At 68.4% G+C, this 19867-nt stretch carries 22 protein-coding genes; 21 read left to right on the top strand and 1 reads right to left on the bottom strand.

Going from position 1 to position 19867, the window contains the following annotated elements:
• Window positions 1–194 precede the first annotated feature (194 nt).
• The 20 genes from ACYVMZ_RS29870 (at window position 195) to ACYVMZ_RS29775 (ending at window position 16379) form a co-directional block, all read left to right on the top strand.
• Entirely contained in the window at window positions 195–1607 is a 1413-nt protein-coding gene (locus ACYVMZ_RS29870) for a hypothetical protein (protein WP_461085124.1), read from the top strand.
• A gap of 546 nt (window positions 1608–2153) precedes the next feature.
• Window positions 2154–2993 (top strand): hypothetical protein, encoded by an 840-nt coding sequence (locus ACYVMZ_RS29865; RefSeq protein WP_461085122.1) that lies wholly within the window; start codon window positions 2154–2156, stop codon window positions 2991–2993.
• An 80-nt stretch (window positions 2994–3073) separates the two neighbouring features.
• A complete protein-coding gene (locus ACYVMZ_RS29860; RefSeq protein ID WP_461085120.1) occupies window positions 3074–3415 on the top strand; it encodes a hypothetical protein in 342 nt (113 codons plus the stop codon).
• Between the two features lie 107 nt (window positions 3416–3522).
• Window positions 3523–4908: a DNA cytosine methyltransferase gene (locus ACYVMZ_RS29855; RefSeq protein ID WP_461085168.1), complete on the top strand. Its 1386-nt coding sequence runs from the start codon at window positions 3523–3525 to the stop codon at window positions 4906–4908.
• 99 nt (window positions 4909–5007) lie between these two features.
• A complete protein-coding gene (locus ACYVMZ_RS29850) occupies window positions 5008–5604 on the top strand; it encodes a hypothetical protein (RefSeq protein WP_461085118.1) in 597 nt (198 codons plus the stop codon).
• Between the two features lie 237 nt (window positions 5605–5841).
• Entirely contained in the window at window positions 5842–6579 is a 738-nt protein-coding gene (locus tag ACYVMZ_RS29845) for a phosphoadenosine phosphosulfate reductase domain-containing protein (protein ID WP_461085116.1), read from the top strand.
• Window positions 6580–6879: 300 nt separating this feature from the next.
• Window positions 6880–7215 (top strand): hypothetical protein, encoded by a 336-nt coding sequence (locus ACYVMZ_RS29840; protein ID WP_461085114.1) that lies wholly within the window; start codon window positions 6880–6882, stop codon window positions 7213–7215.
• A gap of 82 nt (window positions 7216–7297) precedes the next feature.
• Window positions 7298–8245: a hypothetical protein gene (locus ACYVMZ_RS29835; RefSeq protein WP_461085112.1), complete on the top strand. Its 948-nt coding sequence runs from the start codon at window positions 7298–7300 to the stop codon at window positions 8243–8245.
• Window positions 8246–8362: 117 nt separating this feature from the next.
• Window positions 8363–9118, top strand: a complete 756-nt coding sequence (locus ACYVMZ_RS29830; protein WP_461085110.1) for a hypothetical protein — start codon at window positions 8363–8365, stop codon at window positions 9116–9118.
• A 122-nt stretch (window positions 9119–9240) separates the two neighbouring features.
• Window positions 9241–9453 carry a hypothetical protein gene (locus ACYVMZ_RS29825; RefSeq protein ID WP_461085108.1) on the top strand — a complete coding sequence of 71 codons (213 nt, stop codon included), beginning with the start codon at window positions 9241–9243 and terminating at the stop codon, window positions 9451–9453.
• A gap of 28 nt (window positions 9454–9481) precedes the next feature.
• Window positions 9482–9985 carry a hypothetical protein gene (locus tag ACYVMZ_RS29820; protein ID WP_461085106.1) on the top strand — a complete coding sequence of 168 codons (504 nt, stop codon included), beginning with the start codon at window positions 9482–9484 and terminating at the stop codon, window positions 9983–9985.
• A 107-nt stretch (window positions 9986–10092) separates the two neighbouring features.
• On the top strand, window positions 10093–10983 hold the full coding sequence (locus tag ACYVMZ_RS29815) for a hypothetical protein (RefSeq protein WP_461085104.1): 891 nt from the start codon (window positions 10093–10095) through the stop codon (window positions 10981–10983).
• A 405-nt stretch (window positions 10984–11388) separates the two neighbouring features.
• Window positions 11389–11649 (top strand): hypothetical protein, encoded by a 261-nt coding sequence (locus ACYVMZ_RS29810; RefSeq protein WP_461085102.1) that lies wholly within the window; start codon window positions 11389–11391, stop codon window positions 11647–11649.
• A 222-nt stretch (window positions 11650–11871) separates the two neighbouring features.
• Entirely contained in the window at window positions 11872–12489 is a 618-nt protein-coding gene (locus ACYVMZ_RS29805) for a hypothetical protein (protein ID WP_461085100.1), read from the top strand.
• A gap of 101 nt (window positions 12490–12590) precedes the next feature.
• Window positions 12591–13019, top strand: a complete 429-nt coding sequence (locus ACYVMZ_RS29800) for a hypothetical protein (RefSeq protein ID WP_461085098.1) — start codon at window positions 12591–12593, stop codon at window positions 13017–13019.
• A gap of 94 nt (window positions 13020–13113) precedes the next feature.
• A complete protein-coding gene (locus ACYVMZ_RS29795; RefSeq protein WP_461085096.1) occupies window positions 13114–13863 on the top strand; it encodes a hypothetical protein in 750 nt (249 codons plus the stop codon).
• A 112-nt stretch (window positions 13864–13975) separates the two neighbouring features.
• On the top strand, window positions 13976–14626 hold the full coding sequence (locus ACYVMZ_RS29790; RefSeq protein WP_461085094.1) for a hypothetical protein: 651 nt from the start codon (window positions 13976–13978) through the stop codon (window positions 14624–14626).
• A gap of 100 nt (window positions 14627–14726) precedes the next feature.
• On the top strand, window positions 14727–15317 hold the full coding sequence (locus ACYVMZ_RS29785; protein ID WP_461085092.1) for a hypothetical protein: 591 nt from the start codon (window positions 14727–14729) through the stop codon (window positions 15315–15317).
• 68 nt (window positions 15318–15385) lie between these two features.
• Window positions 15386–15922: a hypothetical protein gene (locus ACYVMZ_RS29780; RefSeq protein ID WP_461085090.1), complete on the top strand. Its 537-nt coding sequence runs from the start codon at window positions 15386–15388 to the stop codon at window positions 15920–15922.
• Between the two features lie 52 nt (window positions 15923–15974).
• Window positions 15975–16379 (top strand): hypothetical protein, encoded by a 405-nt coding sequence (locus ACYVMZ_RS29775; RefSeq protein WP_461085088.1) that lies wholly within the window; start codon window positions 15975–15977, stop codon window positions 16377–16379.
• Window positions 16380–16898: 519 nt separating this feature from the next.
• Here ACYVMZ_RS29775 and ACYVMZ_RS29770 read toward each other — a convergent pair.
• A complete protein-coding gene (locus tag ACYVMZ_RS29770) occupies window positions 16899–17420 on the bottom strand; it encodes a hypothetical protein (protein WP_461085086.1) in 522 nt (173 codons plus the stop codon).
• Between the two features lie 351 nt (window positions 17421–17771).
• Between ACYVMZ_RS29770 and mobF the strand changes: the two genes are divergently transcribed.
• Entirely contained in the window at window positions 17772–19862 is a 2091-nt protein-coding gene (gene mobF / locus ACYVMZ_RS29765) for a MobF family relaxase (RefSeq protein WP_461085084.1), read from the top strand.
• Window positions 19863–19867: the final 5 nt, after the last annotated feature.

Raw genomic sequence — 19867 nt, 5'->3', positions numbered from 1 at the left:
TGCCGCCCGCCTCCTGTGTGGGCGGCATCCCTGCCCAACGCCTGAGCCGTTCGCGCCCGAACCCTGCTGACGGCGTCCAGCGACAGCACCAGGACGCGCAGAATCCGCGGCGGACGAAACGCAGATTCACCTACGTCGGAACGGGGGCAGGGCGAGGCCCCCGAAACCCACCTTCGGCAAGAGGTAGACATCACATGGGTGCCCACAGCCCCGAACTGCTCCAGCTCGACCTCTGGGACGAGCATCCCCCCACTGCGGTCGGCGCCAAGCCGATGACCGTTCTGTCCTATGGTCTGGGGGCAGACTCGACACTGGTCTTGATTGAAATGCTGCGCGACCCGCTCAGCTACGGCCTGGAGCCGGACCTCTCCGACCTGATCGTGATCACTGCCACGGTCGGCTCGGAATGGAAGGACACCATCAGGCTCGTCGAGGAGCACATATTTCCCCTCCTGCGGCGGCATCGAGTGCGGTATATCCAGGTCGCGCGGTGCGGCCCGTACGAGGCGGACGGCTGGGAAGTCCTTGCCGACTCCCGCACGCCGTACAAGTTCATCCCGCGGGGTCGCTGGACCCTCATGGACGAGCTCTCGCTCAACGGCACCGTCGTCCAAGCCGCCGGCGGGAACACGTGCTCGCTGAAGTACAAGGGCTGGCCTTTGGATCGGTGGGCTGAAGCCGAATTCCCCACCAGGCCCTTCAGGAAGATCGTCGGCTACGACGCCTCGACCCGTGAGCGGAAGCGTGCTGCGACGTACGACGCTTGCCAGAAAAGGGAGAACGCCAAGGCACGCAGGACCATCTGCACTGTCGAGTACCCGCTCATCGAGCACGGCTGGGACCGCGACGTTGTCGAGGCCCGGCTGTTCACCGAATTCGGCTTCCTGTGGCCCAAGTCGTACTGCACATTTTGTGTCTATTCAGGCTCGTGCGCCTCCCGATCAGCCCATATGGCACGTTTGCGCGACCACCTGCCCCAGGCCGTCGAGGTGCTGGCACTGGAGTACACGTCGATGGCGCTGAACGAGAACGGCTCGTTCTATCCGAAGGAGACCCTGTACGACCGGGTTGCCGAGGACGGCAACACCGCGGCGCTCCGGGCCCTGGAGGACCATTTGGCTTCCGCGGAGTGGGCTCTGTACCGGATCCGCCGCGTGTTCCCGGCCGCCCGCACCGACAGCTGCCGGGAGCGGCACGGCGACTCTTGCCGCTCCCCGTGGCCGGGCTGCTTCGACCCCCACACGGGCGAGCGGACACACCCGTGCGCGCAATGGCACGGACCCGTTTGCCGTGATCCTCAGCCGGCTTGCCGCGACGCGTCCCGGAAGGGGCAGGCGAGCCGGTCAGTCGAGGTCGTTTTCAGGGGGACGCGCGCTCAGGTTGCCCGCCTCATACGCAGTCGCGCCCAGGGCAACGGCGAGCACGTCGAGGAAGGCTTTCTGCACCCGCTCGGCCATGTCCGCAGTCAGGCCATCTCACGCGGTTCACGCTTCCCCACCGTCGAGGAGTTCCACACAATCGCCCCTAGCGGCGTGATCGAGAAACAGAAGGAGAACTTCGAGAAGCTGTGGCGGGAGACCTGCCGACAGCTCAGGCTCCCGGTCTGATCACGCAGACGGCACTGCCCGGCTTCGCAGCGAGCCGGCCGGGGCATTCCCTCTTCCCGGCCTTCCGAGTGTGGGGCCCTCGGCGGGAGGGGTGCAAGGACGGGCTTCGCCGCTTCCTTGCACCCCTCCCGTTCGGGCCCCTCTTTCTTTTCGCCGGGAAGGGGAGGGGGCACTCAACGGCACAACACCGCAGTCGGTACCACGCCGTGGCCGAGTGCAGGCCGCACGCCCGGAAACAACCCTCGGGCCGCGACTCGACCGAGACGGAATTCGAGCCCAATTCCCCTCCCCATACCTCGGTTCTCAGGTTGACCCATACCCCAATAGGGCGTAGATTTACCTATGTCGAAAGGGGGCGGCGATAAAGCCAAAGACCCGGCCACCTACCTCAACGACAAATAGACGAACCCCAGTTGCTGATCCTTGAAAACTCCACAGAGCGCCTAATGTAAATCCGCAGCACATTGACGTGATTTCAAGTACCGCAAGTCCAAAGGGGGCAGGGCAAGCCCCCAGGAACCCACGCTACGGAATGGAGTCACCTACGTGACTGAAAACCCCATTTCCATGACCGACCTCGCGACCGCCATCCGGGAAGGCGCAGAGCTAGAGGCGCACGGCCTCTACAACAAGCAGGTCGTATTCACCCTCCCCAGCTCCGGGGACCAGGTGACGCTGTGGCCCGCGCCGCCCAAGCCGTCGTCCCGCCCGATCTTGAAGCTGCTCTGGATGCGCCGCACTCCGCAGGACAGGGTCGTCGACCGCGGCGAACTGCCCTGGACCAGCGACGCCAAACCGTTCGTGAACTGGGCGATCGGCATGGCCTACTCGGCCGACGAGATCGGCCCCCAGTACGCAGCCGTCCTCACCACGCTGCACGAGCACGGCATCAGGGGGTACATCGTCCCCGTTCAGGGCATCGGCTTCCTCATCCGAGTCGACCTCCCGGACTCCACGCACCTGATCATCGGCGGACCCGAGGGCCTTCCCAGTCGTGCCGACCAGGTCGAGCAGTGGCACGTGCAGCACGAGGGCGTAGACGAACACATCGCCGTCGTCCACCACGGCAGCCCTGAACTCCACCAGATGATCAACGACACCAAGCGCTACCTCCAGGCTACGGGCATCCGCTACGGCGGCCGTCACCCGCTCGGGGCCCCGGCTCCCGAAGAGCAGGAGGACGGGCCGGACAAGCTCTACAGCCTCATCTCCGATCTGTCCGGCCTGCGTCGCGTCGACCGCGCGGCCCCCGGCGGCGCCCTGATGACGATCTTCGACGCCGACGGCCACAACGGCGCCACCATCGCCGTCCCGGCCGAGATCGTGACCCGCATCAGCCGCCTCCTCTCCGTCGAGCTGCAGGTCATCAAGATCTACGGCGGCTAGCAGTCGACGCACACACAGCGTGCCGGGCCCGGAGGGCAACCGGGCCCGGCACGCGCGAACCCACAACCACGGATGGACACATGACCCCCCGCATTCCCCCGGCCCCCAACCACTGGCACCTGGCGCTGACCGACTACACCAGCGGCCCGGAAGCGGCCATGCTTCCTGACCAGCTTCAGACGGTCCCGCTGCTGTGGGCGTCCCCGCCCTGGGTGACGAGCTGGAGTCCGGCAGGCCGACGGCCCGCCTTCAAAGCCGAGGACCCCCGCTTGCGCATCGCCCGCCTCCTGGCGGCCGAACTCGGCACCCGTTCCACCCATGACCTGATCCGCGCGGCGGAGACCCGCGGTTTCCAGGTGGTCGAGGTCGAGAACGTCATCGAGACCGCGGTCTGGCTCACGTCCCGGACCGTCGGCAAGTAGCGGCTTCCGAACTCTTTCACCGCGTCAGGCCCGGAGGGCAAACCGGGCCTGACGCGCCCAGGAACCCACAATCGCAGGAAGATAATTTGAGTCTCACTTTCACCGACATGTATGCGGGCGCTGGCGGCTCCAGTACGGGCCTCGTCAACGCAGGACTTGAACTCAAACTCGCGGCCAATCATTGGCAGGTCGCGGTCGACACGCACACGGCCAATCATCCCGACGCAGAGCATCTCTGCGCTGAGATGGAGTACTACGACATGAGGCGGCTCCCGAAGACGGACATTCTTTGGGCGAGCCCCATCTGCACGGAGATAAGTCCCGCAGGGGGCCGCCCACGCCTCAAAGGGCAGTTGGACGACGAGGAATGGAAAGCCCTCCCGGACAAGGCCTTCCAGCGGACACGGGCCACTGCGTTCGAAGTCATCCGCGCCGTGCAACTCCACCGCTACAAGGCCGTACTGGTCGAGAACGTCATCGAGTTCGCGACCGACTGGGAATTGTTCGACTGGTGGCTGGCCGGAATGGCGCAGCTGGGCTACGAATACCAGATCGTCTGTGTCTCGTCCGCACACATCGGGGACGAGTTCAACCTTCCCGCTCCGCAGTGGCGCGACAGGCTGTACATCGTGTTCACGCGGGTCGGGATCCGGCTTCCGGACGTGAAGCCGTCCCCGCTCGCTTTCTGCGAGGTCTGCGACGAGGACGTTCACGCGGTGCAGACCTGGCGCAAGCCGCGGAAGGGCCAGAAGAGCGGCATCGGCAAGTACGGCAAGCAGTACGACTACACGTGCCCGTGCGGCCACGGGATCGTGGAGCCGTACGTCCGGCCCGCGTCCTCCATCATCAACTGGGACGACGAGGGCGTTCGGATCGGCGACCGTGCCGAGCACGGGCTTCCGCCGCTGGTCGAGAACACCATGGCTCGCATCGCGGCAGGGCTGGAGATGTTCCCCGAGGACCCCTCGGTGGTGACCCTGAACCACAGCGGACACGACGGCAGGGCATTCCGGCCCGACATGGCCCCGCTTCCGTCCCGGTGCGCGAAGATCGGGGAAGGTCTGCTCATCCCGGACGGCCACTTCCCGTACGCCACATCGTCCCCGGACCTGGCGGCTCCGCCGTTCGTCGTCGAGCTTCGCAACCACGGCAAGGCGCGCCGGATCAACCGGCCGCTGTCCGCGGTCACCGCGGGCGGCAACCACCATGGGCTGGTCATCCCGTACCGGCGGGGTGCGAAGCCCAAGCGCACGTCCGAGCCGCTGCACACCGTGTCCACGCACGACTCGGCCGGGCTCCTGCGCCAGGCGGCGCGCATCGAGGACTGCCATTTCCGGATGCTCAAGTGGCGCGAGCAGATGAACGCCCAAAGGTTTCCGCCCGGCTACATCGTCACGGGCAGCAGCGACGCAGCCAAGACCGTCCAGGCCGGTAACGCCGTGAGCTGCAACGTCGCGCAGTGGCTCGGCGAACGCGTGGCCGCCGTTCTGTAACTCCCGGTGGAGCCGCCGCAGGGCGGCTCCACGTCCGTCCCATCCAGCCGGGCCCGGAGGGCAAACCGGGCCCGGCGCCCACACATTGATGGAGCGCCCATGCCCTGCCCCGACCCCCGGCACGTAGCCCGCGAAGAAGTCGCCCGCACCATCCAGCACACCCGCACCGGACGCGCCGCGATCCGGCTCCTGCTCACTCGAGGCATCCGGCCCCAGGTGACGCGGTCCCGACCTAGCGAGTCGCCGTGGGTGGACGTGTCGTTCACCCACTCGTCCACCTCCGGCCGGTGGTCCAACACCTACACACGCAACGGGCACAACGTCCGCTTCACACTCCTGCCGCTCGACCTGGTACCCGCCATCCTCACCGCTGTCGGCGGTACCCCCGACAGGGAGGAGGCCGCCTATCACGACCCGACGGACTACGAAGGCGACGCCGCCCGGTGGCTGGACCAGCGCACCGCCGGTCTTCTGGGCGTGGTCGACAGCCGTCCCCTCCCCGGCTACGACGAGGAGGCGTCCGACACTCCGACCTACACCTCCGAGTTGTCCGCGCGCTGGCAAGTCGAGGTCGCACTCGTGGAGTTGTCCGGCCCCGACATGACCGCCGTGTGCAACCTGGAGATTCTGCGCCTCAGCGAGGCGGCAGCGCACGCCGTCATCACCACGTACGTGCACCTGATCTCGCCGCGCTGATCCAGCCGGCTGTCCTGGCAGACGCCGCCTCCGCCCAGCCAGGGCAGCCGGACTGACCGCCCTTGCTGCCCGGTCCCGGGCGGCCCCACTCAACAACCCCACTCTGGGAGAAACCCATGTCGAAGAACACCCTCCCCCCTCCACCCTGTGGCAGCCCGTGCGGCGCCCAACTCGAACTTTTCACCCCGCCGGCCGCACCCGCGGCTCCCGTCGAGTGGGACTGGGACCCACGACGTCGTGGTCGTCGGCGACAGCGGGGGGAAGGACAGCGGAGCCCTCGTGCACACGGTGTGCACACAGGCCGACAAGGCGGGCCAGCTGCACAAGGTCAAGCTGCTGCACTGCGACCTCGGTCGTACGCCGAACGGGCACCTGATCGAGTGGCCGGGCGCGCTTGAGGTAGCCCGTGGCCATGCCGCCCTGTACGGCGTGCCGCTCGCCGTCCGCCGCAGCAAGCAATGGCCGTCCCTGTGGGACCGCATCATGGACCACGGCAACTGGCCGGGATATTTCGCAAGATTTTGCACAAGTGACACAAAGACGGCCGTCGGGCGCGACTTCGTCGACGAGCTCGGCGCCAAACTGCGACTCGGCCGCCCCATCCGGGCCGGATACGCGATGGGCATGCGGGCCGAGGAGTCCCGGGCCCGCGCGAAGAAGCCGGTTGTCGAGCAGCACCGGATGACCGCGAAGACGTTGCGCGTCGTTACGACCTGGCTGCCAGTCCATCACCTCAACACCTCCGAGGTCTGGAAGCTCCACCGAGACAACGGAATCCCCTGGCACCCCGCCTATGAGCGGGTGGGACGGCTCAGCTGCAGGGCGTGCCCCCTGGCGAAGAGGGAGGACCTGATCGAGTCCGCGCGGGCCAATCCGGAGATCTTCGACGAGTACGCGGGGGCCGAGGAGCGCATGGGCAAGCCGTTCAAAAAGAACCTCCCCTTGCGGCGGATCATCGAACTCGCTCGCAGCTGACCGGACCAGGGCAACAGAAAACCCAGCGGCCATAAGGTCGCGCCCCGGATTCCGCGCGGCATCAGTACGGATGCCCGGAGTCCCCCAAGGCGCCCGAAGTTCGGGGGTCCGAAGCGCCGAAACACCGTTGACCCCCTGGAGCCTGGAAGCATAGATTTACCTATGTCGAAACGGGGCCTCCGGGGTGACTTCTCGCCTTCGTCAGGCCGCCAGAGGCGACCGTCTCGATTCCCAGCCGGAGCCCGGCAGGGCAAAGCCGCGCACCGGCACCGAACCCACAACCGTGAAAGGCAACCAGCCATGAATTTCAAGGGGCCTCTCCCCATCGAACCGCCCACCGACTACTCCACTCTCATCAAGTCGACGCAGGCAGAGATTGGACTCGCTCACCTGACCTACGCCCTTCGCTGGGTCGGCGAGGACGGCACCAAGATCGACGGTGAGGGCAACGTCGTCACGCCGGGCTGGGCTTCCGCGCCCGACGGCTGGGCGACGTTCAACACCTCCTGTGCCCCCGAGCTGGCCGGACAGATCTGCACCAACCTCCTCATCTACGTGCTGGAGGCCGCCGGATCCAACGGCCTGAAGCGCTCCCTGCGAGAGCTGCTCGGCGCCCTGGCCGAGGCCCTCGACTAGCAGCACAGATCCACATCTCTCCGGTGCGCGGCAGGGCAAAGCCGCGCACCGGAGCCGAACCCACCAACGGAAAGAGCACCCCATGCAGACACATGCCCGGCGCACCGCCGCCCGCGAACGGCTCACGGCCGCGCGGCATCAGCTGGATCAGACCTTGGCCGTGCTGGCCCTCCACCGGAGCGCGGCATGGAGGCAACAGCGACAGATCAGCAGGACAGACGGCCGCCTCTCCCAGTGGCGTTCCGAACAGCGGCTCCTCCCCGGCGACTACAGCAGTAAATGGATCGAAGCCGCGGACGCGCAGCGGAGGGACCGCGAGCAGTCCCTCCGCAAAGAGACAGCCCTCACGGCCGCCTATGAGGTCGTTGCCGCCGCTCGTCGGCTGGCTCTCGGCACGGCTCACCGCGAGGTGCACCCCGTGCCCGAGCACGGCACCGTGATCGCTCCGGCGAACCCGGTCGCGCACGCCGTCAACTACACGGCTGCTTACGCCAGTTCCCACGACGGTGACGAGGTCGAGCACCCCGCTTCCCTGTCGGCCGACCGCGTTGAGTTCATCCTCGGCCAGTGGCAGAAGGTCCCGTACGCACGGATCCTCCTCGATGCGTCGTGCACGTACACCGTGGCCCTGCCCGGCAGCTACATCGAGCTGCGCCCCGTCGACGAGCCCGCGCCGACCGAGGGCGACGTGCTGCACGCCGCCCTCAGCGCGTACGGCGTGCCGTCGTACCCCATGTGGGAGTGCGGCATCACATACCGCGTGATCCCGCTCGACATCGCCGCCACCGGGGACGACGTCCACACCGGCCCGCGCCTGTTCGTCAAGTCCGACGAAAGCGCCGACCGGCCGGTCGATGCCCACGACGAGCCGTGGACGATCACCCTGCACGACGCCGACGGCGACCTGATCGAAACGCTGTACAGCAGATCCCACGTGCCCGGGGGCATCGCCGAGGAGTCCGCCGACTGCGCGAAGTTCGTCGCCTCATGGATCCGCGACAACGCGCACGTCCACCTCCCCAGGATCTGACCCACCCCCTGCGTCCGGGACGCGGACATGCGCACGGTCGCCCGCGTCCCGGACTCGGCCCGTCCCCTTCTCCAGCCGGCGAACTTGCGTCCGGCCCTACTCGAAAGGCAACCGAGCATGGACACCCCCTCCCGCATCCAGACCCGCACCGAACGCGGCGAAGCCGCCGTGTGGGAGTACCTCGACACCTCTTGTGTCGGCGCCGTCTTCAACCAGGACCCCGCCGTCCGCGGCATGCGCGCCGTCCTTACCTACGGCCGAGACCGGTGGGCTGCCGGATGGGAGGTACTCCGCACCAGCCCCTACTTCCGCAGCGAGGCGGAGAACGCCATCACCACCCTGTTCGGCGACGTCCTGCACTACTGGGCCCGCCGGAACCTCAACAACTTCGACCTGCTTCAGCGCCGCATCTGGGAACTGCGCGGGGAATTCGAGATTCTCGACTTCGGCAGGTTCGCCGACGAAGAGGAACTCGCGGCCCTGGCCCCCTCCGACGTGACCGAGGTCATCGCCCGCTTTCTGGCCGATCTGCTGCTGTGCGCCGAGCGGCTGAACCTCAGCTCCGAGGACCTCTTCAAGAACGGATTGCGGTTCTTCGTGGCGGACCTGAACCAGGTGAAGTTCGAACGGCTCCCGCGCGCTGACCAGCAGGCGCACATCGCCCTGGCCACCCTGGCGGACCTGAAGCTCATCGTTGACTTCCGGCCGCACGGCGACGAAGGCAGCGGCATGTGGCACGTCCAGGAGAACCCGCTCGACCGTACGGTCCTGCCCACCGAGGAGGTCGCCGCCTACGCCGAGCGACGCCGCACGCTTCTCCGGCCGCGCCCGGACAACCCCGGAAGCGCCCGGAGCGATTCCTTGCCGCGCTGACCGACGCAATCTCGTCCACCGTCCGGCAGGGCAAGCCGAGCGGCGGACCGGAACCCACGCCGTTCCTGGCGGGCGGGCGAACCTCCCGCCCGCCAGGAACGGCCCCCGAGCGGAGTCTTCCCATGACCACCACCGCGAGCACCCCAGCCGACCCCGGCGCGGGCTTCGAGCGGGCGGCACGCCAGGCCCTGCGCCTGATCGCCCCGGCCAGGTTGCGCCTGGTCTCCTCCCGGCACCGGCCCACAGCCAACGCAGCCCCCTCCACAGACGCCGACGTGGAGGCTCTCGCGATCAGCGTCGGCGTCCTAAGCCCCGTAGACGCCGGGCCCCGCTGACCAGTCCTGGCTGGTCACGCTGGGCGGCTTGGCCACCGTCTTCTCCCTCGCCCACGCCTCCGGCAACGCAAGCCCGACCACGTTGAAAGGCATGCCTCCCATGAACAACCTTGCCGCGATTCCCGTCGCCGCCGTGCTGCTGCACGCCCTGGCCGTCCGTGAAGTCCCTGGGTTCCTGGAACTCGATGAGGACTTCGTCATCGCCCACCCGCCGCACCTTTCCCAGGACAAGGCCCTGGACCGCGAGCACATCGTTCTCTGCACCCCCCGCTATGTCAGCATCCCCGTTGCCCAGTACACGGGCGGCTTGTACGCCAGGGCATACGAGGGCTACGACGGCTCGGACTACTGCGATATCGAGTTGGTCTACGAGGCAGAGCCCGGCTGGGACCTCATGGCCCACGCCGCCGCGTGCGCGGAGGCCGTCGCCGAGTGGTTTGCCTCGCGCCGGACGAGCGGCGAGGCGTCCGGAGACGAAAGCGGGGCCGACGACACGGACGAAGTCCGTACCAGCACCACCGGAGTGTGCTGACTTGGGCAAAGCCGCCGGCCCCTGGAACCCACAATCGGAAATCTCCATGGAGAGCCCGTTGCAGTACCAGACAGTGTAGGGCCTTGCATAAGACAGGATGAGCCACGATGACCACGACCAGAACACAGTTCGAACAGCGGCTCGCGGAGCTACGGCGCGACGCCCAAGAGCTCACCCGCAAGGACTTCGCGCACCTCGCCGGCGTCGCCGAGAAGACGGTCCGAAACTGGCTGGACGCCGACCCGGACTTCGCTTCCAAAGCCCGGACCGGCCCCCGGCGAGTCCAGCTCTTCCCCTTCGACGAGGGCGCTCAGTGGGTGCGCAAGAAGCTCTTCGGCCCCGACGAGAGGGCCCCGGAAGTGAGCCCTGGGCCCCGGCTCGCCGCGGAACCCCATCACATGCCCCACACGCCCGGCGAGCGGTGGCGCTGGGTTGACATGGCGCGTCTTCGCGGCGTGACGCCGACCGCCGTCCGGCTGCTCGCCGCCGACTACCGGGACCATCCCGAGCGCCCGTTCCCACCACGCGACGAGTACGACCGCAAGTTCGACGCCAGCGAAGTCTCCGCCTGGTTCCGGTGGTACGACACCACCCGTCCGGGATACACCGGCCCCCGGCCCGCCGAGATCGCAGCCGAGTCCGGCACGAAGGAGACCCGCCGCAAGGAGGTGACCAGGCGCCTGAACACGGCAATCGACAAGGGCGAAGACCTGACCACCCAAGTGCTGGCCCAGGAACTCGGTGTGAGCGCCGACGTTGCGGCCCGCTACCTGCGGCAGGCAGCCGAGGCTGTTCTCCCCGAGCGCGGTCTGATCTCCCGCAGCCAGATCGCCGAGCGACTGCCCAAGACGGCCGCCGCACTCACGCCCGAGCAACGCCGAGAGCGGGTGAAGACCCTGCTCAAGCGCAAGAACGCCCCCACGCCAGTCATCACAGTGGCGGACACGCCGTACTACAACGAGACGGCCATCGCCGCACTCCTCGCGCCCCCCGCGTGACCCCGCTGACCATGGAGCGACCCGAACGGACAGGCCTCGGTCGACACTCTCACCTTCGCATCCCGGCGATCGAGTGTGGGGCCCTCGGCGGACGGAGCGCAAGGCCGGGCTACGCCGCGTCCTTGCGCTCCGTCCGTTCGGGCCCCGCTCTTTTCTTTGCCGGGACGGGGAGGGGGGCATCCACCGGCACCGGACCGGGGGGCGGCTCGGCGCCGTGGCCGTGTGCGGCATCGCGAGCGTATGCGCGTCTCCACCGCCCTGCGGCCAGGGCGAAATCCGCAGAGATTGACCCCTGTTGGGCCGGGATTTCACGTTGACCACCCCACCCCAGAAAGGTAGATTTACCTATGTCGAGAGGGGGCAGGGCAAAGCCTCCGGAACCCACGATCCACCGAGGAGATCACCTTGGCCGAGGACACCCAGCAGACCGAGTTCTGGATGGTGTGCGAGACCGGCGACATCGAGCCGTTCGACAACTACGACGACGCCTACGAGGCGCTGACGTCCGCCGTCAAGCGTGACGTTGAGAAGCACGGCGAGGAGACGGCCCGGGAGTCGGGTCTGTGGCACCCGTACGGCTACTCGATCAAGGTCATGCAGGACGGCCGGGACGTCACGGACGACTGGGGATGGAACGAGCCCGACAAGCCGCTGAGCGTGGCCTGAGGGCGCCGCCCGGCTCCAGCTGCCAGCAGCGAGCCGGGATCCACCGAATCGCCGGGATGCGCGGATGCGCCCACGCGCGAGCTCGCTCGTGAACGTCGTCGGACGCACGAGCCGGCCGGACCGCCGCGCCCGGCACCCATCCCTTCCGCTCTCCAGGGCGCCCGCCGCGCGCCCCGCAGCTTCCGGCCGGGGAGCAACCGGCCTGCTCGAAAGGACTCAATCATGCGTATCACCATCGCCCCGCACGCCCCCGAGGCGCGCGCCGCGCTCGGCGGATACTCCGCCTTCCCCGTCCGCGTGGCCCCTCTGCTCGCCATGCGCCTCACCGTGATGCGGGAGTACGCGGCATCCCGTAACCACCTCGCGGTCTGGGCCGACACCGCCAAGCAGGTTCACGAGGCCATCGCCGCCGTGTGCTTCGCCCAGGTCGGCCGTCGCCGCAAGTACCGCCGCATCGCCAGCCGCGTCGCACTGGACGCCATCGTGGCGTACGAGAAGGCCTACGCCAACTCCCTCTCGCGCGACGCAGCGGGCTACTACCACCCCGAGCCCGGCACTGAGTTCCCGTTCGCCGTCTCCGACATCGGCCGCGCCGCCGCCGATCTCCTCGGTGAAGAGTGGTCCGCAGACTCCGGCTCGTGGGGCGTGCGCGCCTACCTCCAGGCGGATGACGAGGACCACGGCTACACCCTCGCCGTCTCCGACAGCGGAGTCCTGCACGTCGTGACCCTCCCCGAGGGACGCCGCATCGACGTCGTCGACGTGTGGTCCAGCGACCGTCTCGGCGACATCGCCGCCCGCGTCGCCGACACCATCCGCGAACTCCGCAAGGGCGACTGACTGAGCCCCGCGCGACCGCGCCCCGGCCACGATCCGGTCGGGGCGCCCGCCGCCCGGAGAACTCCCGGGCCACAAATCTGAAGTGAAGGGCATCACCCGACATGACCGTCCTGTACTCCCGCGCCCAGGTACGCAACGCCATCACCAAGGGCTTGGCCATGGCCGCCGCCGAAGCCCGCGTCCCCAGCTCTGCCGACCCGTTCACCTGGGCCCGCGCCGCCGCCATGACGCTCCTGGAAAAGCCGGGCGCACAGTGGGCCGAAGTGAAGAACGACCACTACAAGGCGACCCCGGCCACCCCGCCCTCCGACGACGACACACCGCTGTTCACCCGTGACCAGGTCTCCCAGGCCGTGACCAACGGCGTCGATCTCGCTGCCGAGCACAACGGGCGCTCCTGCCCCGATGACTTGGACAACTTCATGGTGAACGCGTCGCTCACTCTGCTCGACGACCCGGACGCCGACTTCGAGCAGGTCGTCGCGGAGTGCTACCGCGAGCGCCCGAGCGTTGTCCGTTCCTGGCTCTGACCGCTGCCTTCCAGCCGGGGCGCGGCTGCCGCGCCCCGGCTCCACCACCCGCCCGGAGAACGGGCAGTCCCCCCGAGAGAGAGGAACCCGCACGATGACCAGCAAGACCGAGCCCAACGGCTACACGGTGCACGCATTCAACGCGGCCGGTGACGTCCTCGGACTCGACGGCCCCCAGTCGGCCGGAAAGGCGCGTGAGGGCGTGGACGGCCAGACCGCCGGACAGTCCCTGTTCATCGAGACCGGTCACCGGCTGGAGGGCAACGGCCTTCCGGTGCGCGACCGGATCCGCTGGTACGTCGTCACCGATCACAAGACCGGCCGCCACACCTGCCACGGACGGCCCGAAGGTGTCGAGCCGGGCACCCTGGGCGCCCTGGTGCGCTACCTCGAATTCTCACCGGCTGAGCGGGTGGCGCTCGCGATGCTCGGACACGCCACCGAGGGCACCCCGTTCTGCGGCTCGTGCGAGGACACCGGCACCGTGACCCTGTACGACGGTTCCACCGACGGGGTCATCGGCAGCCGGGCGTGTGAGGACAAGGCATGCATCCAGCGCGGCCGGGCGCGGGCCCGGATCGCTGAACAGCGCCACACGGGAGAGCTGTTCATCCGGCATGAGGTGTTCACGCCGCACATCTGCTCCGAGTGCCACTACGGCGGCTACACGCCCGTGCCCGGCCTGAACGCGAGCACAGGACCGGTCTACGTGTGCACGGCGTGGGAGTGCGGTCACACGGTCGACCGGAGCGCGTTCGAGGTCGCGGACGGCGAGAGGTTGGCCGAGGCGAACAACCGGCTTCACACCGCCCGTGCCCGCCGCCATGACGAACCCCCCTTCTAGGCACCGCAGCCCCCGCCACAGACGGTGTGCGGCCCGATCGAGTCGGGCCGGGGAGCACCGGGCCACCCCATCCGGGGTACGGCCCCAACTCCACGGAGAGGAACACCACGACATGACCACGCAGGACGACCACCCAGCGGCTCACCGACTCGCCACGGACGGCACCGACCGGCAGGAGTGGCCGGATGCTGAGGCGCTGGAGCGCGACCGGCGGGCGGAGGAGCGCACGCGGCCGGTGACGGCGGAGCTGGTACGGAACCGGGGCACCCGGGAAACGGTGGTGTGGCTGCTCGACGAGTCCGGCACTTTGTGCGCCACAGCGCACGTAATCCGGCTGGACATCCGCCACGACGTCCGCCAGGACGACGCGGAGGCAGCGGCATCCCGTGCGCTGGTAAAGGCAGGGTTCCGTCCCGTGCCCGGCTGGACGTGGACGGAGGTAGGGACGGACGCCTCCCGGCGCCGGTGGCGTATCGCGATCGAGCCGACGGCCGACTACCTGTCGTATGTAGAGCGCCGCTACGGTCCGCGTCCGGAGATTCCGGCTATCGACGGTGCCACCGTCACGGCGCGCACGCAGCGCGGATGGTGGGACGTCACCACGTCCGACGGTGAACGGTACGCGCTCACGTGGTCGCCGCAGATCGGCGGCGACCGGTGGACGGTGTGGGGCGGGGAGAACTTCACCCGGCTCGTTCGCTCCACCACCGACCAGGAGAAGGCGCTGTTCGTGCTCCGCCACCCGAGCCACGCTCGCGTGTGACGCGGTGTGGCCCCGGGTTGGTGCAGTCCCCGGGGCCGCGCATGGGCCGGTGTCCAGCTCACGGACCGGCCCCAACTCCCGAGAACCGAGAGGATTCCTCATGCCCGCTGATGCTTCCGCCACCGACGCCAAGACAGTTGCCGTCCCGCTGACCGGCGTCGCAACGCAACGCCCCGCCCGGCGCGGCGACGGATGGCGCCTGAGGCTGGCCGCGCTCGTCGGACGCGGTTCCACCCAGGCCGCCGCGAAGAGGCACCTGGCCGAGCAGATCGCGTTGATGGCCGAGACGATCGCCGTCGAGCCCGCATTCGCCCGGGACGACGACGGCGCCCTGATCGTCGCTCTCGACCGGCCTTGGGGCATCGAGTGGTACCGCGCCACGGACACCCACGCCCGGCGGATCTCGACCGGCGACCGGCACGCGGAGGGTCCCGCCGCCGATCTGGCGCGCGTCGACCACTACACGCTGCTGCCCGCATATACGTCCGGCCGTGCGGACGGCGCACCGCGCCCGCCCCTGTTCACCATGGCCGAGATCGAGAAGGTCCTGAACACGGCGCACGACCGGGCGCACGCGCACACCGACGACACCGCCGCCCTGGACATCTTCCGGGGCGCCGTCAAGGCGCTGCTGACCAACCCGGCCTCGGAATACCCGATCCCGGACGACAAGGCCGCCGCCGAAGCCTGAACGCAGAGCAACCAGCCGGCCCGGGGCGCCACCGCCCCGGGCCACCCGCCACCGAACGGAGCACCCCCATGGGACTGCGCATTCCCCGATTCCATCCGCTCTCCGACATGCCTCTGTTCGAGACACAGCGCGCGCTGCGCGGTCACAACTTCTACCCGGGCGCGCGCGTGCTGCGCTCCCTTGCACCGCTCGACCCGCGCCGCAAGCCGGAAGCATCGCCGTGCATCGTCTACCACTCCCCGTGGGGCCACCTGGTCGTCACCGAGATCAACCCCGAGAACCTGAACGGCTATGGCTGGACGTGCCGGGCGAGCGACCCGGGCGGCGCCGAGTGGGGAGACCTCGGGTACATGGGCGCGTTCGAACGACGCCGCGGCCGACCATGGGAGTTCTGGGAGCGCGACCTGTTCTCCGACGACGCGAACGCCGCCGCCGCTGTCGCCCGCATCCTCCAGCGCTACGCCCAGCCTGTACGTCGCGACACGCGGCAGCACCCCGAGCACGAGCACGCCCCCGCCGCCCCTGCCGCACCGGCAACGCGCCCGGCCTCCACCCCTATCGCTCGCGTGCCGCGAGCGTCCAGGGGCGTGATGAGCCGCCGCTGAACCAAACAGTCGGCGCTCTCCGCCCCACCGATCGCTCCGAGAAAGGCACCCAATGCCAAAGCCGATCATGTCCGCCGAAGAGTTCGCCGTCCTCCTGCAGGAGGTCAACGCCGACATAGCCCGCGCTCGCGAAATGATCTTGCCGAGACTCAGCGAGCACGTGGGCCTGGACGACTTCACCCACCGCGAGTTCCTCGAAGTGCGGGGGACCTTCACGTCCTCCGCCTTCATGCCGAACACAGACGAAAACAGGGCATCGCTGCAGCGCCGCTCCCTGCTTTTCGGCTACGACGTCATCAGCGGCCTGGACGTTGCTCTGTTGGCGTTCCAGGACCTCCCCTGGATCGCTCCCAGAGACCTCCATGCACTAACAGAAGGGGCTTCGGTCACGTGGCACGCGCGTCTCCCCTGGGACCGCCTCACCGAGTGCCCGTGCATGGTTTCGCGCCGCTCCTGATCAGACGCAGTCCCGCGGTGCGAAGCGGCAGATCGTCCACACGAAGCCGCGGCTCCCGGTACCGACTTCCTCTTCGTCGGTGCCGGGAGCCGCGGCTTCGTGCGTTCGCTGCCTAGTGCTGCCGTCCGTGTTGGTGCGTTGGAGGAGTTACCCAGGACTGCGGGTTTCGAGGAGTCGGCCCCGGGGGCCCTGCGACCGGGTACTGGGGCACCTGCGGCGCAGGGTGGGCGGCCGGCACGGGCTGTTGTGCGTAGTGACCGGCCTGGCTCCCTACGGTGGGAGGCTGGGACACGCAGCGCAGCTTGGTTCCCCCGTGCACGGTGACGCTCCACGCGGGTTGGTCGCTGAAGAGGCGCCACATGGGCTTGCCGTCCATGGTCGTCTTCTCGTACCGGCCAAGCCGGAAGCCGATCGTCACCCCCTGTTCGTCCTCCACCTCCATCTTGAGGCCGATCCACTCGGGATCCAGGTCCTCGATCGGCCGTTCAGTCAGCCCGATACGCGTCATCCCTTCCCCTCTCATGCCGAGGCCGCGCTCTGCTCAGCCGGCCCTGCGGTCGCCGGTCCGGAAGACGCCGTGGCCGCCGCATTCGCTGGCGGGATCGGACGGGTAACAGGCTGGGCTCCTGCCGCCTCCTGTCCGGTCGACCGCGCCGCTGCGAGGCCGTGATCCAGCTTCCCGCTTTCCGGTGCTCTGTCCGGTCTGGCGGCGGCCTTGCGGACGGTATCCACGGACTCGCCGAGCCGATCGGCCACTGAACGAACGCCGTCGAGCTTGAGCATCTGACCGACGCTCTCGGCCTGTCGGTCCAGCAGCTTCTGCTTCGCGGTCTCGGCTTCGCCACGGAGCCGGGCGGCGTACGCGGCGATCTTCTCTTCGGCCTCCGTGGTGACGTCCGTGATCTCCTGCGCCGCCACTTCGTAGTCGGTCGCAAGGTCCTCCAGCTGACGCTCACGTGCCCAGTGCTCGGCCCGGCGCGCGCGTACTCTCTCGCGGGCCTCGACCTCGCGCGCCGATTTCCTCGGCCTGCGTTGAGCCATCGAACTTGCCTCCCCTGAGCGATGGGTTCTGGGCCATTGTGGCCGATGAATCCGCCCCCGCCACATGGGGAATTGGGGGCCTTCTTCAAATGACGCACTCAGAGGCATTCAGAGGCAATCAGAATGAGTTGATCTTGCTTGTGGATAACGCGAACTGCGCGGTTTTCCGCAGGTCCGCTCAGGAGAGCGGACCTGCGGAAAACCGTGGCGCTTCGCGGTCCGCGAAGAAGGAAGGTGCAGGTCGGCTCGTTGGCTCGGCTCGTCCCTCGCTCGCCAACTCCCCTTCCTTGCACCCCCCTTCTTCGCGGTCAAAGCTCTTGCATTCACAATGACACAAGGTAATCTGAGTGCATGATGACCATCCACAAGCTCTCAGCTGGGGATGGCTATCGCTATTACACGAGCGAGACCGTCACCGGAGATGTGCGCCGTTCCGCAGACCGTGACCTGGGCGATTACTACACGGCAGAAGGAAATCCACCGGGCGTGTGGGTAGGCGGTGGAATCGCTGAACTGGGCATGTCCGGGACGGTGACCGAGCGGCAAATGGAGGCCTTGTACGGCGAGGGGCTGCACCCGAACGCGGACGAGATCATCAAGGCAGCTGTGGACGAGGGCCTCTCGCCCGCCGAGGCCACCCGCCGAGCCCGCCTGGGCCGTCGCTACTACCGGTACGACCAGAACGCCGGCCCGCTCGCGGCGAAGATCCAAGATGAGATCGAGGCCTTCGAAAGCCGCAAGGGACGGGAGGCCACCGCCGACGAGCGCAGACAGTTGCGTGCCAAGGCTGGCGCCATCGCCTTCCGGGCGGACTTCGGCCGCTCGCCCAAGGACGCTGAGGAACTCGCCCGGTACATCAGCGCCAACACCGCCTCGAAGCAACAGGCGGTTGCCGCCTACGACCTCGTCCTACGAGGACCGGAAGAGATCAGCAAAGGCCTGTTCGGCGACGGTGACGAAGACGTCTGCCGGATCACGATCGAGTGCGACGAGGAGGCGGTCCTTGAGACGGTCGCCTGGATCGAGGAGCACGCACTCGCCACCCGGACCGGCATCAACGGCATTGCCCAGGAGGACGTGAAGGGCGGACTGGTCGCCACCCTCTTCCGTCACCACGACAACCGGCTCGGCGAGCCCCTTCTCCACCACCACCTGGTCGTGGCGAACAAGGTCCGCGGGGCCGACGGCAAGTGGCGGTCGATCGACGGGAAACTCCTGTACGCGATGGCAGTTGCCGCCTCCGAGTACTACAACCAGCTCCTGGTCGAGAAGGTATGCGCGCGGCTCGGGCTGGAGGCCGAGGAGCGCGAGGTCACGCCGGGCAAGCGCCCGGTGATGGGAATCAAGGGCTTCGACCGCGGGGTGCTGCAGCCGCATTCAAAGCGGACGCGCGACATCGGCCGGCGGCTGGAGGAACTGCTGCACGCTTACCGCCAGGAGCACGGCAAGGAGCCGGGAACGGCGGCCCGGATGGCGCTCATCCAGCAGGCGACGCTGGAGACGAGGCCGACGAAGACGAAGGGGCGGTCCCTGGCCCAGTTGCGTGCGATGTGGCGCAGGCAGGCCATCGCCGCGGTCGGCCGGGAACGAGTCGATGCGCTGCTGCGTACGGCGCAGGCCCACGCGTCCCACTCCGGTGACGGCAGCAGTGGTCTCACTGAGATCGACGTGACGCAGGCTGCTGAGGACGTCCTTGCCGTGGTGTCCGAGCAGAGAGCCGTGTGGGGCGAGCGGCATGTGCTGGCCGAGGCACGACGCCACGTCGTACGGCTCAGCCGGGGCCGCAGCACCGCGGCCGACGGGCTCGCCGAGCGGATCACCGAACGCGTGCTGTCGCATGGTTCGCTGAGCATCACGCCGCCCGACCTGCATCGGCCCTTCGCCCCTCTTCTGCGAGCCGACGGCACGAGCATCTACCGGCGCCGCGAGTCCCTCCTGTACACGTCCCGGGAGGTCCTGGCCGCTGAGGATCGGGTCCTGAACGCGGCGCGCACCGAGGTGGTCCCCGCGCTCGCCGGGGACCGGTTCGCGCAGGTCGCCGACAGTTTCCAGGGCCATGAGCTGGACACCGGGCAGCGTCGGCTCGCGAAGGCGTTCGCTTGCTCCGACCGGCTCGTTGTCGGCGGCATCGGCCCGGCCGGCGCGGGTAAGACGACTGCCTTGCAGCTTGTACGCGATGCGGTGACCGCCGGGGGCGGACGGCTCATACCTCTTGCCCCGTCCTCACGCGCGGCGAAGGTCATCGAAGGCGACCTCGACACGACGGCGTACACGCTTCATGGCTGGCTCGCCCAGCGCGACCGGCTGACCGAAGGTCAGTCCGGCGACGGCAGACTCCGACAGGTCGTTGAACAAGGTGTTCGGCCTAACCGAGGCATACGGCGAGGCCCTCATCGCACAACTCGCCCTGGTGAGGCGATGTTCTTCCAGTCCACGCCGTAGGGCGG

It is taken from the genome of Streptomyces deserti (assembly GCF_054782695.1).
Note: the sequence above shows the minus strand (reverse complement) of the source record. Positions and strands in the feature narration are given on the sequence as shown.

What these genes read in the sequence shown, in the direction of transcription:
- ACYVMZ_RS29870 (WP_461085124.1), top strand. Translation starts at nt 195, where the DNA reads ATGGGTGCCCACAGCCCCGAACTGCTCCAGCTCGACCTCTGGGACGAG.
- ACYVMZ_RS29860 (WP_461085120.1), top strand. Translation starts at nt 3,074, where the DNA reads ATGACCCCCCGCATTCCCCCGGCCCCCAACCACTGGCACCTGGCGCTG.
- ACYVMZ_RS29855 (WP_461085168.1), top strand. Translation starts at nt 3,523, where the DNA reads ATGTATGCGGGCGCTGGCGGCTCCAGTACGGGCCTCGTCAACGCAGGA.
- ACYVMZ_RS29850 (WP_461085118.1), top strand. Translation starts at nt 5,008, where the DNA reads ATGCCCTGCCCCGACCCCCGGCACGTAGCCCGCGAAGAAGTCGCCCGC.
- ACYVMZ_RS29840 (WP_461085114.1), top strand. Translation starts at nt 6,880, where the DNA reads ATGAATTTCAAGGGGCCTCTCCCCATCGAACCGCCCACCGACTACTCC.
- ACYVMZ_RS29835 (WP_461085112.1), top strand. Translation starts at nt 7,298, where the DNA reads ATGCAGACACATGCCCGGCGCACCGCCGCCCGCGAACGGCTCACGGCC.
- ACYVMZ_RS29830 (WP_461085110.1), top strand. Translation starts at nt 8,363, where the DNA reads ATGGACACCCCCTCCCGCATCCAGACCCGCACCGAACGCGGCGAAGCC.
- ACYVMZ_RS29825 (WP_461085108.1), top strand. Translation starts at nt 9,241, where the DNA reads ATGACCACCACCGCGAGCACCCCAGCCGACCCCGGCGCGGGCTTCGAG.
- ACYVMZ_RS29815 (WP_461085104.1), top strand. Translation starts at nt 10,093, where the DNA reads ATGACCACGACCAGAACACAGTTCGAACAGCGGCTCGCGGAGCTACGG.
- ACYVMZ_RS29805 (WP_461085100.1), top strand. Translation starts at nt 11,872, where the DNA reads ATGCGTATCACCATCGCCCCGCACGCCCCCGAGGCGCGCGCCGCGCTC.
- ACYVMZ_RS29800 (WP_461085098.1), top strand. Translation starts at nt 12,591, where the DNA reads ATGACCGTCCTGTACTCCCGCGCCCAGGTACGCAACGCCATCACCAAG.
- ACYVMZ_RS29795 (WP_461085096.1), top strand. Translation starts at nt 13,114, where the DNA reads ATGACCAGCAAGACCGAGCCCAACGGCTACACGGTGCACGCATTCAAC.
- ACYVMZ_RS29790 (WP_461085094.1), top strand. Translation starts at nt 13,976, where the DNA reads ATGACCACGCAGGACGACCACCCAGCGGCTCACCGACTCGCCACGGAC.
- ACYVMZ_RS29785 (WP_461085092.1), top strand. Translation starts at nt 14,727, where the DNA reads ATGCCCGCTGATGCTTCCGCCACCGACGCCAAGACAGTTGCCGTCCCG.
- ACYVMZ_RS29780 (WP_461085090.1), top strand. Translation starts at nt 15,386, where the DNA reads ATGGGACTGCGCATTCCCCGATTCCATCCGCTCTCCGACATGCCTCTG.
- ACYVMZ_RS29775 (WP_461085088.1), top strand. Translation starts at nt 15,975, where the DNA reads ATGCCAAAGCCGATCATGTCCGCCGAAGAGTTCGCCGTCCTCCTGCAG.
- ACYVMZ_RS29770 (WP_461085086.1), bottom strand. Translation starts at nt 17,420, where the DNA reads ATGGCTCAACGCAGGCCGAGGAAATCGGCGCGCGAGGTCGAGGCCCGC.
- mobF (WP_461085084.1), top strand. Translation starts at nt 17,772, where the DNA reads ATGATGACCATCCACAAGCTCTCAGCTGGGGATGGCTATCGCTATTAC.